Below are 12,429 nucleotides of genomic sequence, written 5' to 3' on the forward strand. Positions count from 1 at the left end.
CTTATTTTACTGATGTTAATTTTTGATTTACCTGTTCTAAAAGATGTTGTACAGATGCCTCTGTTAAATGCAATAATGGTTTTGGGTATACGCCCAAAATGATGATTAAGGCGCAAATGATATAAAGCACCAATTTCTCAGTTCCCTGAAGATCGGTAAAGGTAATCGTTACCTCGTTCGTTTTGCCAAGCATTACGTTTTGGTACATACGCAACATATACACTGCGCCGAAGATGATGGTTAAGCCGGCAATTGCTGCCGCCCATATGCCGTAGTTGTAAACGCCCATTAACAATAAAAACTCACCGATAAAACCATTTGTACCCGGTAAAGCCACTGTTCCTAAAACGATAATAAGAAAGGCGATTGCAAGTTGCGGGGCAACTTTGGCAATGCCGCCCAATTCTTCAATTTTGTTGGTTTTAGTACGTGAAAATACGATGTCTAAAACGAAGAATAAGCCAACTACATTAATCCCGTGACTTAACATTTGCACCATCGCACCCTGTAAGCCTTGTTGGTTTAATGCAAATATACCTGCTGAGATTAACCCAACGTGAGCAATAGAGGAATAAGCCACCAAACGTTTCGCATCCTTCTGAGTAAATGCGATAAGTGATGCATATACAATTCCAATGATAGAGAGAACCATGGCTAATGCAGACCAGTCCTGAACACCCGTTGGAACAATAGGCAACAACCATCTGATAACACCATAAATACCCATTTTTAACATGATACCCGACAACAACATTGTTCCCTGAGTTGGTGCTGCTGTATAGGTATCAGGCTGCCAGGTGTGGAAAGGAAAAATCGGCATCTTAATTGCGAAAGCAATGAAGAAAGCCCAAAAAATCCAGCCTTGTTGTGCACTATCTAAATTTAAAGCATAAAATGCCTGAATATCAAAATTATGGGCAGGATTCTGCAGGTATAAATAAATTATGCCCATTAACATAAACAACGAACCTGCAATCGTGTAAACGAAGAATTTCATGTTGATGCGAATTCTGTCTTTTCCACCCCAAAATGCGCAAATGAAATATATTGGAATTAATGCAGCTTCCCAACCTATGTAGAACAAGAATGCATCCATAGCTGTAAAAACCAGTAACAAGCCTGCCTGCATAAATAATATTAGTGCGTAAAAGGCTGCCGGGTTTTTATATTCGTGTTTATAGCTTGATAAAATTATAATTGGAATAAGCAAATTGGTTAGCAAAACCACGAGCATACTTATACCATCGATACCTGCGTGAAAACGTATGCCTAAATCGGCAATCCATGGTAAGTTTGCCTCGAATTGTGTGCTGGCGTTTGGAATAAAAGCGCCGGCTATAAATAAAGTCAATCCTAATGAAATTACCGAAAAAACGGTAGAGACGATTTTAGCCGACTTGCCCGCAAACGCTGTAATTATAGCACCTGCAAGTGGAAGAAATATGAGTAGTAAAAGTTGTTCCATTATTTATTTTTGAACCCTTTTTAGATGTAATAAAATGTATAAGCAAGCAATGCGATGATACCGGCTACCATCATAAATATATAGAAACCTACGTTTCCACTTTGTAATAAACGAACGCCCTTACTTGCCTCGTTTGTACTCCAACCTAAACCATTCACTATTCCATCGATGAATTTAGTGTCGATAATTCTGTAGAAGAATCTCGAAAAGGCATCTAAAGGTTTAGTGATGATGAAATCGTAAATTTCATCCAGATAGAATTTATTGTATGATAATTTCGCGAGTGCAGAACGATTTGCCTCATCTGCTACAGGCACACGGGCGCCTTTCACATATCTGGCGTAAGCATAAAGCAACGCTATAATAGCGGCCACAACGGAAACGCCCATTAACGTAAATTCTGTTGAATGACTTAAGGCCAATTCGTGTTGTGCAACGCCAGCACCGGTTAACCAATGCGCCAACCATTCATTTCCACCAAAAACGTGGGGAATGTTGATGGCTCCGCCAATTGCAGCCAAAATTGCTAAAATTATTAATGGAATGGTCATCGCTTTTGGCGATTCATGTACGTGACTTTCTGCATGATGTGTTCCCCTATACTTACCTGAGAAAGTTAGGAACATCATTCTAAACATATAAAAAGAGGTTAAAAATGCGGTGAAAACGCCGATACCCCAAAGAATAGGACTGTATTGAAATGCATTTGCCAAAATCTCGTCTTTTGAGAAAAATCCTGAAAAGGGAGGTAAACCTGCAATTGCAATCGTACCAATCATCATGGTTAAAAAAGTTACCGGAAGTTTTTTCCTCAACCCGCCCATGTGGCGCATATCTTGCTCATGGTGCATGGCATGAATAACCGAGCCTGCGCCCAAGAATAATAAGGCTTTAAAGAATGCGTGTGTTAATACGTGGAAGAATGAACCAGTATAAGCGCCAACACCAAGGCCTAAAAACATATATCCTAATTGAGATACCGTTGAATAAGCCAATACCTTTTTAATATCAGTCTGTGTTAATGCAATAATAGCCGCAACTAACGCAGTGGTAATACCTACAATTGCAATAATATGCTGTGTTAGCGGCGCTAAATCGAATAACACGCTGGAACGGGCAATCATATAAATTCCTGCCGTTACCATTGTTGCCGCGTGAATTAACGCTGAAACCGGTGTTGGCCCTGCCATCGCATCAGGCAACCAGGTAAATAATGGCAATTGTGCTGATTTACCGCAGGCACCTATAAATAATAAGATGGTAATTAATACAAGCGTACTGTTACCGGGTAGCATATTTGCCGCCTGAGGAAAGATTTTAGAGAACTCTACACTTCCGAAGAAATTGAAAATTAAGAACACGCCTAGCAAAAAACCTAAATCGCCAATACGATTCATTACGAAAGCCTTTTTTGCCGCCGAGGCGTATGCAGTATTAGTGTACCAAAAGCCAATTAATAAGTACGAGCATAAACCTACACCTTCCCAACCGATAAACATGACGATGTAGTTTGAACCCAGAACTAACAATAGCATAAAGAACACGAACAGGTTTAGGTAGGAAAAGAATTTCCCGAATCCTTCATCATCGTGCATATAACTGGTAGAATATAAATGAATCAGGAAACCTATTCCAGTAATAATCAGTAGCATGATTGCGCTGAGTGGATCAACCAGGAATGATAAAGGAATGTGCAATGTTCCTGCGCTAATCCAATCAAATAAAACTACCTCGTGAGATTTTTGTGTATCGCCTTGTAAACTAAAGAAAATAACTACGCTGATTATGAAAGAGGCTAATATTACGCCACTTCCAATGATGCCAACAAGTCCTTTAGATAAAGATTTTCTGCCCAGTCCGTTAATTACAAAACCTAAAAAAGGGAGTAAAGGAACCAACCAAATCAATTGTTCTATTGTCATTCTTAATATATATTTACCACTTAAGGCGATTTAAAACATTAATATCTATCGATTTTGTATTTCTGTATACCATAACAATAATCGCCAAACCAACCGCAACTTCTGCAGCGGCAAGGGCCATAATAAAGAATACAAAAACCTGCCCTGATGGGTCATTACTGTGCACGGAGAAAGCGGTTAAAAGCAGGTTAACTGCATTCAACATTAACTCTACCGACATGAAAATTACGATTGCATTTCTGCGGGTTAATACGCCGATTACACCAATTGTGAAAATTATTGCACATAAATAGATGTAGTGATTTAGCGGAACGCCTGCCATTTGTGTAGTTAGATTTTCCATTATGCTTCTACCTCATCTCTTTTAGATAATAAAACGGCTCCTACCATTGCTGCCAACAGTAACAGAGATGATAATTCGAATGGTAATAAGAATGGGCCAAAAAGTTCTTTACCCAGGTTTTCTACCAAACCTAAGCCCGGGTTTTTTAAAATTAACGGACTGGTAATGGTTGCTGCTTTGAAAGAACCCACCAAGGTTACCACTAAACAACAGCCTGCAATTACCCCCACAATTTTAATTAATGGTGATTTTACCGGCTCAGTTTCCTTATTTAAGTTTAGGAGCATGAGCACAAATAAAAATAAAACCATAATGGCACCCATGTAAACAATGAAGTTTACCACAGCTAAAAATTGCGCATTTAACAGTACGTAATGAACTGTAAATGTGAAGAAAGTAAGGATTAAGTACAAAACGCTGTGGATCGGATTTTTTGCAAAAATCACCATCAGCGAAAAGATGATACTTAATGTGGCTACGAAATAGAATACTTGTGTACTCATTAATTTAATATTTGTTTGTATGCCGGCAATTGCAAGGCAAGAAGCAAGCTTATTTATTTAACGTCTATCGCATTAGGATTGCTTCGTTCCCCGCAATGACGATGGTTAACTTCATTTGTAATTCATTTGTGAAAATACAAATGAGGCTTTATTTTTTCATCTCCAACGGAGCTTCCACTAATTTATCTTTACCGTAAATAAAATCCTTACGTAAATAATCGGCCGGTACAATTGGCCCATCTAAATAAATTGCTTCTTTCGGACAAGCCTCTTCGCATAAGCCACAGAAAATGCAACGCAACATATTGATTTCGTAAGTTGCTGCATATTTCTCTTCGCGATATAAATCTTTCTCCTCCGGCTTGCGTTCTGCTGCAATCATTGTGATGGCTTCAGCAGGGCAAGATAAGGCGCATAAACCACAGGCGGTACAACGCTCTTTTCCATTCTCATCACGTTTAAGTGAGTGCATACCTCTAAAATTTGCAGAGAATTCTCTTTCAACTTCCGGGTATCTTACTGTAGCCTCCTTTTTGAATAAGTGGCTGATGGTAATGCCCATTCCCTTTGCAATTGCAGGAAGGTACATACGCTCCATAAAGCTTAAAGGCTTTTGTTCCAGTACTTTTTTCTTATTACTTAATGATTCCATAGTTAAAACTTCTCAATAATCGCAATCACAACCCCAGTTATTATAATATTAGCAATTGCCAAAGGTATTAAACCTTTCCAACCTAAGTTCATCAATTGGTCATAGCGGAAACGAGGTATTGTCCACCGTACCCACATAAAGAAAAAGATGAAGAAGAATATTTTAGCAAACAAAATAGCCGTTCCAAATAAAGGTGCCCAGGTTGGCCCAAGTAAAGTAGCCATATAATCCATACCTGGGTAGTTATAACCACCAAAGTATAAGGTTGCCATAACTGCTGATGAAACAAACATGTTGATGTATTCGGCAAAAAGGTAAAAGCCTAATTTCATTGATGAATACTCCGTATGATAACCACCAATTAGCTCTGTTTCACATTCTGGCAAATCGAACGGTGCACGGTTGGTTTCAGCAAAAGAACAAACCATGAAGATTAAAAACCCTAAGGGTTGATAGAGCACATTCCAATGCCAGCCATGTTGTTGCTCAACAATGGTTTTTAAGCTTAAGGTGTTTGTCATTAAAAGCAAAGCGATGATGGATAATCCCATTGCGATTTCATAACTAATATTTTGTGATGCCGCACGAATAGCACTTAACAATGAATACTTATTATTTGAAGCCCAGCCGCCAATCATTACACCATAAACACCTAACGAAACTACACCGAAAATGTACAAAACACCTACGTTAATATCGGAAACCTGCAATGGAACAACTTTATCGCCAATAACCATCGGGCTGCCCCATGGAATAACCGCTGTACCGATACAGGCACAAAGTAAAGCTAAACCTGGCCCAACAATAAATAACCATTTGTTCGATGTGGTCGGAATAATTTCTTCTTTCATGAACATTTTAACTCCATCAGCCAGTGGTTGTAAAATACCAAAAGGCCCAGCTCTATCCGGACCTAAACGATCTTGAAGATATGCTGCAACCTTACGTTCTGCGTAGGTAGAATACATGGCAATTACCAAACTGATACCGAAAATTACCGCTACCAGAATAAATTTTTCTATGATAAAAGCTATATCCATTAGTATTTTACTGTTTTATGTAACTCAATTTCGTTGGCTGCCTGCAAAGCTGCGTTTGGTTTTATTACAGGAAGTGGCCTTAATGTTTCGTAATGGTTCGATGCAATCACCGACGTATCATCAATGTGCGTTGGATGTTCAATTGTCCAATCTGAAGTTGCCTTCTTATCAAAACGGCAGGTGTTACAGATAAATTCTTCTACCTCGCCAAATTGGTCTTTACGAGCGGTAACGCGGAGTACATTCTCCCCTTTATACCAAAGCGTAACCTTTCCATTGCACTTTTCGTGGTCGCAGTTGCGATGAGCATCAACCGGCTTTGTAAACCAAACGCGGTTTTTGAAACGGAAAGTTTTATCCGTTAAAGCGCCAACCGGACAAACATCAATTACGTTTCCTGAGAAATCGTTATCAACAGCTTGTTGGATGTAAGTTGAAATCTCAGAATGATCGCCACGGTTTAAAATGCCATGAACACGTTTGTTAGTAATCTGATCGGCAGTGAAAACGCAACGGTAACACAAAATACAGCGATTCATGTGCAACTGGATTTTATCACCTATATCAATTCGATCAAACGTACGGCGCTCAAATTCATAACGCGTTTTCTGCAAACCGTGTTCATAACCTAAATTTTGCAAATCACATTCTCCTGCCTGGTCGCAAACAGGACAATCCAACGGGTGGTTAATCAATAGAATTTCCACTACCCCTGCACGCGCCTCTAAAACTTCGGGCGAAGTAATGTTAAGCACTTCCATACCATCCATTACTGTTGTACGGCAAGAAGCAACCAATTTTGGCATTGGCCGTGGGTCTTTTTCCGAACCTTTTGTTACCTTAACAATACAGGTACGGCACTTTCCACCACTGCCTTCTAACTTAGAATAATAGCACATAGCCGGCGGAACGATATCGCCTCCAATTTGCCTCGCAGCATTTAGGATCGTTGTTCCGTTATCAACCTCTACTGTTATCCCATCTATCGTAACCTTAACTTTTTCACTCATGGTTATTGATAATCTTATTTTTTATGCTCTTGCCGTCATTGCGAGGCAAGAAGGCTGCCTAACGCAGGCAATCTCAATACTATTTTTTCTGTTTCGAAATCTTGTAGCCAATTTCCTTCGTTGGCTGCGCTTTCTGTTCCAGTAGCTGATCAAAATACCTAAATATCACTTCGATGTTTTTATTCTGATTATCCACCTTCTTTTTTATCTTTTCTACTTCTAATCTTATTTCTGTATTGCTTAAAACCATTTTCCTAAGTTCAACAAACACATCTATAATTTTAATACTAACTTCTATCGCCCGTTTACTTTTCAAAACGTTTGACAATTGCAATACACCATGTTCGCTAAAAGCGAAAGGTAGGTATTTTGAGTATTTTCCCTGTTCTAAGATCACAGATTGTGATCTTAGAACCTCGTTTTCCTCATTAGTTAACTCAAACATAAAGTTCTCTGGAAAACGCTCTATATTTCGTCTAACTTGCTGTTTTAAGTGTCTAGTCTCAACACCAAAGAGTTCAGCCAAATCAGAATCCAACATCACCTTTACTCCTCTAAAAAGATATATCTTTTTAACTATTACTTCGTTGGGGATAATTTCAGGTGATATCAGTTTATCCATTTACATATACTCGTTGCTTAATTTTTACTTTTCAATTTGCAATCTTTGAACTTTTATCCCTCTTCTGCTACCGGAGCCTTTTCTATCGGATTAGCATAATTTGCCAAACCATAGTTTTGTTGCTGGCTTTTAACCGGCTCTTTAATGTGCCACTCAAACTCATCTCTAAAGTGACGAATTGCACTGGCAACCGGCCATGCAGCCGCATCACCTAAGGGACAAATTGTATTTCCTTCGATTTTACGTTGAATATCCCAAAGTAAATCTACATCTTCCATAGAGCCGTGTCCATGCTCGATTTTGTGCAACACCTTTTCCATCCATCCGGTTCCTTCGCGGCAAGGCGAACATTGTCCGCAACTTTCGTGATGATAGAAACGAGAGAAATTCCAGGTATTGCGCACAATACATTGGTCTTCATCAAAAGCGATAAAACCGCCAGAACCCATCATTGTTCCGGTAGCGAAACCACCTTCAGATAAAGATTCGTAGCTCATTAACCGGGGTTCGCCATTGGCTAGTTTCAAAGTTAAGTTTGCTGGCAAAACCGGAACCGAAGAACCGCCTGCCACCGTTGCTTTTAAACGTTTTCCGTTTGCAATACCTCCGCAGTATTCGTCAGAATAAATGAATTCTTCAACCGGCAAGCCTAATTCAATTTCATAAACGCCTGGCTTCACTAAATTTCCAGAAGCTGATATTAATTTAGTACCTGTGCTTCTGCCGATGCCAATTTTAGCGTACTCTTCGCCACCATCATTAATAATCGGCACAACCGCCGCAATAGACTCTACGTTATTTACCACTGTTGGGCAACCATATAAGCCAGCAATTGCAGGGAACGGAGGTTTAATCCTTGGATTACCTCTTTTACCTTCAAGCGATTCTAACAGGGCGGTTTCTTCGCCACAAATATAGGCGCCGCCTCCCGGCTGAACATAGAGTTCCAAATCGTAACCTGTTCCCAAAATATTTCTACCCAGCCATCCGGCAGCTTTCGCCTCTGCAATTGCTTTCTCCAGAATACGGATTTGAGGCATCATCTCTCCACGAACGTAGATATACGAAACTTCTGCGCCCAAAGCGAAACTCGAAACAATCATTCCCTCAATCAATGCATGGGGAATGTACGTCATCAAATAACGGTCTTTAAAAGTACCCGGTTCCGATTCGTCAGCATTACAAACCAGATAGCGTGCAACACCCTCTGGTTTAGCCAGGAAACTCCATTTCATTCCCGTTGGGAAACCCGCACCACCGCGGCCACGTAAGCCCGATTTCTTAACTTCTTCAACAATCTCTTCAGGTGTTAAAGTTTTAAGCGCTTTTTCCACGGCACGATAACCACCTTTTTGGCGATAGACATCAAGTGTGTTGATGCCTGGTACGTTTATATGCTCAAGTAATAATTTGCGGCTCATTTATTTTTAGATATGAGATGTGAGCAATAAGATGTACGGCAATTGCCCAATCTCAACGCTCAAATCTGGTTTCTCAAATCTTATTTGTTTTTCAAATCTTCAATCAATTTATCTACACTTTCTGTAGTTAGGTTTTCGTAAAAAGTATAGTCGGGGCTAATTTGTAAAACCGGACCAAAGCCGCAGGCGGCTAAACATTCAACTCCTCTAAAGCTGAATAATCCATCGGCCGTAACTTCGCCTTCTTTAACACCTAGTTTACTTTCCAAGTGGTCTAATATTTTTTCGGCACCAACCAGGCAACAAGGGCCTGTTCTACAAACTTCAAGAGCATATTTCCCCTGAGGTTTTAAAAAGTACATTGTGTAAAAAGTTGCTACTTCATAAACTTCAATGGGCTGGATATTTAAATATTCAGCAACTCTATCCATTGCAGGTGTACTTACCCAAAGATATTCTGCCTGTACCAGGTGTAATAATGGCAACAGTGCTGATTTATGTTTGCCTTCGGGATAACGGCTTTTAACATCATCAAATTTGGCAAGCAATTCTGATGAGAACACTACAGGTGTTTGTTCTTCTACTTTAAGCATCTAATTCTCCTGCAATAATATTCATACTACTCATGTTTATAATGGCATCAGACAGCAACATGCCTTCGCTCATTGGTGCAAACATTTGGTAATTTACAAAACTTGGCCTGCGGAAGTGCAAACGATAAGGCGTACGGCCACCATCATTGATTAGATAGAAGCCTAATTCTCCGTTTCCACCTTCCACAGCATGATAGACTTCTGCTTTCGGCGCATCAATTTCACCCATCACAATTTTAAAGTGGTAAATTAAAGCTTCCATGTTATTGTAAACTTCTTGTTTTGGAGGAAGATAAAACTCAGGCACATCCGCATGGAAAATGCCTTTTGGCTCTGTTTTTAACTTTACTATAGCTTGTTCGATAATGCGCAAACTTTGCCACATTTCCTCGTTGCGCACTAAATATCTATCATAAATATCGCCACTTGTGCCAACCGGAACCTCAAAATCAAAATCCTGGTAAGACGAGTATGGGTCGCTTACACGTACATCATAATCGATACCCGTAGCACGCAACAATGGGCCAGTCCAGCTGTATTCTAAAGCAGCTTCCTGACTAACTTCTGCAACACCAGCTGTTCTGTCAATGAATATACGGTTACGCGTTAAAAGGTTTTCAAACTCTTTTAAAGCTACCGGAAATTCTTTTAAAAATTTATCAATTTTCGCGAAGGCAATCTCATTGAAATCTCTTTCAAAACCGCCGATACGACCAATATTTGTAGTTAGGCGGGCACCGCAAACCTCCTCAAATATTTCGTAAATATGTTCACGAAACTGAAAAAGGTAAAGGAATGTTGTCGTTGCCCCGGTATCCTGACCGATAATCGTATTGCAGATAATGTGGTCGGCTATTCGTGAAAGCTCCATTACAATAACGCGAAGGTAATCTACACGTTTTGGCATCTGGATATTTAACAATTTTTCAACCGTCATGTGCCAGCCCATATTATTTATAGGCGACGAACAATAGTTTAAACGGTCGGTTAATGGGGTAATCTGATAAAAAGGGCGGTGCTCGGCAATTTTTTCAAAAGCTCTGTGGATATACCCAATGGTAGAAACGCCGCTTACAATACGCTCGCCATCTAGTTGCAAAACGTTTTGAAAAACGCCGTGGGTTGCAGGGTGTGTCGGACCTAAATTTAAGGTTACGAGCTCACTTTGCGGGTCGTTATCTGTAAATACCGGATGGTTATGATTCATATAAATTACCTTCCAAAAAATTCGTCTTTTTTATCAACTCTGTTCGGGTCTTCCAATGGATATTGTTTCAACATCGGGTGCACTCCTAAATCATCCATATTTAAAATACGGCGCAAATCTGGGTGACCTTCAAATTTAACTCCAAACAAATCATAGGTTTCACGCTCCATCCAGTTTGCACCTTTCCAAACCACTGTAGCCGTTGGTATGGTTGGGTTTTGTTCAGAAATGAAAACCTTTATTCTAACTCTTACCTTCTCTACCATGTTATGCAGATGGTAAACCACAGCAATACCATGTTCTTTACCCGGATAGTGAACTGCTGTTATATCAGTAAGGAAGTTGAACTTTAATTCTTCTTTTAGATGTGAAAGCACATTTACGATAACATCTTTATAGGTTACGAAGGTTAGCAAACCATAAGGTTCAGAAACGGCGGTAACTTTTTCGCCAAACTTTTCTGTCAGTTTAACGTATATGGTGTTATTCAGCGTTGTTTCTTCCATTATTTAATGCCGTATTGCCCTAAAAGGTCTCTATAATAATCTGAATTTCGTCTCCTGCCAGATTCATTTTTAACCAAATCCTGAATGCGTTGAAAACCATCCAGAATCGCTTCTGGTCTCGGCGGGCAACCCGGAACGTAAACGTCTACAGGAATAACTTCATCAATGCCTTGCAAAACAGAGTAAGTATCAAAAATACCTCCACTACTCGCACAGGCGCCAACTGCCATTACCCAACGCGGCTCGGCCATCTGGATATAAACTTGTTTTAATACGGGTGCCATTTTTTTAGCAATGGTGCCCATTACCATTAAAACATCTGCCTGACGGGGAGAAAAACTTAAGCGTTCGGCTCCAAAACGACCTAAATCGTAGTGAGAACCCATGGTTGCCATAAACTCAATTCCACAACAAGAAGTAGCGAACGGCAGCGGCCATAATGAATTTGAACGAGCCAAACCAATCACTTTATCTAATGAAGTAGCAAAGTACCCAGGACCTTCGGTTCCTGGAGGCGCATCAACTATATTAATTTCACTCATGTTTATAAACAAAAAATGCTCATCCCTTTGCAGAATGAGCAACAAATTTACAATATTTTAAAGGCAATTAAAGTAGCTTAACCTGATTTAGAACCTTTCTAAATTAGATGCGGTTTTGGATTCTGAGCTGCATGTTTACCCACCAAAAACCACTGTGTGAATATTTTAGTGTTATAGAAATCTAGTTCCAGTCTAATACTTTTTTCTTGATAACATAGATAAAGCCAAGTAGTAATGTTCCCATAAAAATGAACATTTCAATCATGCCATCCATTTTCAATGCCCTGAAATTAACTGCCCAGGGGTACATAAAAATAACTTCAACATCAAATAATACAAACAAGATGGCTACCACGAAATATTTAATTGAAAAAGGCTGGCGGGCGTTACCGACCGATTTAACTCCGGCCTCAAACGTTTCAAGCTTATCTAATGTTTTACGCTTAGGGCCTAAAAAGTGCGTTGCAACCAAGGTGGTTACCACAAAACCTAGTGCAACGATAACCTGGAAAATAATGGGTAAAAAATCTATTGATGTGCTTTGTGTCTGCATAATCTGTAATTTCTGATGCAAAAGTAAAAGAAAAAGGCAGAGTAACAAAA

At 39.7% G+C, this 12,429-nt stretch carries 14 protein-coding genes; all 14 read right to left on the minus strand.

Annotation, left to right across the window (positions count from 1 at the left end):
• Window position 1: 1 nt before the first annotated feature.
• Entirely contained in the window at window positions 2–1,465 is a 1,464-nt protein-coding gene (locus AC0IWT_RS15745) for a complex I subunit 4 family protein (RefSeq protein ID WP_471797880.1), read from the minus strand.
• Between the two features lie 20 nt (window positions 1,466–1,485).
• Window positions 1,486–3,387, minus strand: coding sequence for an NADH-quinone oxidoreductase subunit L (nuoL, locus tag AC0IWT_RS15750; protein WP_471797881.1), 1,902 nt, complete (start codon window positions 3,385–3,387; stop codon window positions 1,486–1,488).
• A 13-nt stretch (window positions 3,388–3,400) separates the two neighbouring features.
• A complete protein-coding gene (gene nuoK, locus AC0IWT_RS15755) occupies window positions 3,401–3,730 on the minus strand; it encodes an NADH-quinone oxidoreductase subunit NuoK (protein ID WP_010601897.1) in 330 nt (109 codons plus the stop codon).
• Complete coding sequence (locus AC0IWT_RS15760; RefSeq protein WP_471797882.1) at window positions 3,730–4,233, minus strand: NADH-quinone oxidoreductase subunit J family protein; 504 nt, start codon at window positions 4,231–4,233, stop codon at window positions 3,730–3,732. Before AC0IWT_RS15760 ends, nuoK begins: the two co-directional genes overlap by 1 nt.
• 148 nt (window positions 4,234–4,381) lie before the next feature.
• A complete protein-coding gene (locus tag AC0IWT_RS15765) occupies window positions 4,382–4,885 on the minus strand; it encodes a NuoI/complex I 23 kDa subunit family protein (protein ID WP_231425464.1) in 504 nt (167 codons plus the stop codon).
• Window positions 4,886–4,887: 2 nt separating this feature from the next.
• Window positions 4,888–5,925: an NADH-quinone oxidoreductase subunit NuoH gene (gene nuoH, locus AC0IWT_RS15770; RefSeq protein ID WP_056869355.1), complete on the minus strand. Its 1,038-nt coding sequence runs from the start codon at window positions 5,923–5,925 to the stop codon at window positions 4,888–4,890.
• Complete coding sequence (locus AC0IWT_RS15775) at window positions 5,925–6,935, minus strand: NADH-quinone oxidoreductase subunit G (protein ID WP_471797883.1); 1,011 nt, start codon at window positions 6,933–6,935, stop codon at window positions 5,925–5,927. Before AC0IWT_RS15775 ends, nuoH begins: the two co-directional genes overlap by 1 nt.
• 79 nt (window positions 6,936–7,014) lie before the next feature.
• Window positions 7,015–7,557 (minus strand): ORF6N domain-containing protein, encoded by a 543-nt coding sequence (locus AC0IWT_RS15780; protein WP_471797884.1) that lies wholly within the window; start codon window positions 7,555–7,557, stop codon window positions 7,015–7,017.
• 53 nt (window positions 7,558–7,610) lie between these two features.
• Window positions 7,611–8,978 (minus strand): NADH-quinone oxidoreductase subunit NuoF, encoded by a 1,368-nt coding sequence (gene nuoF, locus AC0IWT_RS15785; protein WP_471797885.1) that lies wholly within the window; start codon window positions 8,976–8,978, stop codon window positions 7,611–7,613.
• 80 nt (window positions 8,979–9,058) lie between these two features.
• Complete coding sequence (locus tag AC0IWT_RS15790) at window positions 9,059–9,571, minus strand: NADH-quinone oxidoreductase subunit NuoE family protein (RefSeq protein ID WP_471797886.1); 513 nt, start codon at window positions 9,569–9,571, stop codon at window positions 9,059–9,061.
• Window positions 9,564–10,778: an NADH-quinone oxidoreductase subunit D gene (locus tag AC0IWT_RS15795; protein ID WP_471797887.1), complete on the minus strand. Its 1,215-nt coding sequence runs from the start codon at window positions 10,776–10,778 to the stop codon at window positions 9,564–9,566. Before AC0IWT_RS15795 ends, AC0IWT_RS15790 begins: the two co-directional genes overlap by 8 nt.
• Before the next feature lie 5 nt (window positions 10,779–10,783).
• Window positions 10,784–11,284, minus strand: a complete 501-nt coding sequence (locus tag AC0IWT_RS15800; RefSeq protein WP_471797888.1) for an NADH-quinone oxidoreductase subunit C — start codon at window positions 11,282–11,284, stop codon at window positions 10,784–10,786.
• Window positions 11,284–11,826: an NADH-quinone oxidoreductase subunit B gene (locus tag AC0IWT_RS15805; protein ID WP_056869349.1), complete on the minus strand. Its 543-nt coding sequence runs from the start codon at window positions 11,824–11,826 to the stop codon at window positions 11,284–11,286. Before AC0IWT_RS15805 ends, AC0IWT_RS15800 begins: the two co-directional genes overlap by 1 nt.
• Before the next feature lie 181 nt (window positions 11,827–12,007).
• Window positions 12,008–12,379 carry an NADH-quinone oxidoreductase subunit A gene (locus AC0IWT_RS15810; protein WP_056869348.1) on the minus strand — a complete coding sequence of 124 codons (372 nt, stop codon included), beginning with the start codon at window positions 12,377–12,379 and terminating at the stop codon, window positions 12,008–12,010.
• Between the last annotated feature and the right edge of the window lie 50 nt (window positions 12,380–12,429).

It is taken from the genome of Pedobacter sp. AC464 (assembly GCF_979253075.1).

Excerpts from the sequence above, each read along its gene's own strand:
- nuoH (WP_056869355.1), bottom strand. The coding sequence starts at position 5,925 with ATGGATATAGCTTTTATCATAGAAAAATTTATTCTGGTAGCGGTAATT.
- AC0IWT_RS15795 (WP_471797887.1), bottom strand. The coding sequence starts at position 10,778 with ATGAATCATAACCATCCGGTATTTACAGATAACGACCCGCAAAGTGAG.
- AC0IWT_RS15775 (WP_471797883.1), bottom strand. The coding sequence starts at position 6,935 with ATGAGTGAAAAAGTTAAGGTTACGATAGATGGGATAACAGTAGAGGTT.
- nuoF (WP_471797885.1), bottom strand. The coding sequence starts at position 8,978 with ATGAGCCGCAAATTATTACTTGAGCATATAAACGTACCAGGCATCAAC.
- AC0IWT_RS15765 (WP_231425464.1), bottom strand. The coding sequence starts at position 4,885 with ATGGAATCATTAAGTAATAAGAAAAAAGTACTGGAACAAAAGCCTTTA.
- nuoL (WP_471797881.1), bottom strand. The coding sequence starts at position 3,387 with ATGACAATAGAACAATTGATTTGGTTGGTTCCTTTACTCCCTTTTTTA.
- AC0IWT_RS15790 (WP_471797886.1), bottom strand. The coding sequence starts at position 9,571 with ATGCTTAAAGTAGAAGAACAAACACCTGTAGTGTTCTCATCAGAATTG.
- AC0IWT_RS15760 (WP_471797882.1), bottom strand. The coding sequence starts at position 4,233 with ATGAGTACACAAGTATTCTATTTCGTAGCCACATTAAGTATCATCTTT.
- AC0IWT_RS15805 (WP_056869349.1), bottom strand. The coding sequence starts at position 11,826 with ATGAGTGAAATTAATATAGTTGATGCGCCTCCAGGAACCGAAGGTCCT.
- AC0IWT_RS15745 (WP_471797880.1), bottom strand. The coding sequence starts at position 1,465 with ATGGAACAACTTTTACTACTCATATTTCTTCCACTTGCAGGTGCTATA.
- AC0IWT_RS15780 (WP_471797884.1), bottom strand. The coding sequence starts at position 7,557 with ATGGATAAACTGATATCACCTGAAATTATCCCCAACGAAGTAATAGTT.
- AC0IWT_RS15810 (WP_056869348.1), bottom strand. The coding sequence starts at position 12,379 with ATGCAGACACAAAGCACATCAATAGATTTTTTACCCATTATTTTCCAG.
- AC0IWT_RS15800 (WP_471797888.1), bottom strand. The coding sequence starts at position 11,284 with ATGGAAGAAACAACGCTGAATAACACCATATACGTTAAACTGACAGAA.
- nuoK (WP_010601897.1), bottom strand. The coding sequence starts at position 3,730 with ATGGAAAATCTAACTACACAAATGGCAGGCGTTCCGCTAAATCACTAC.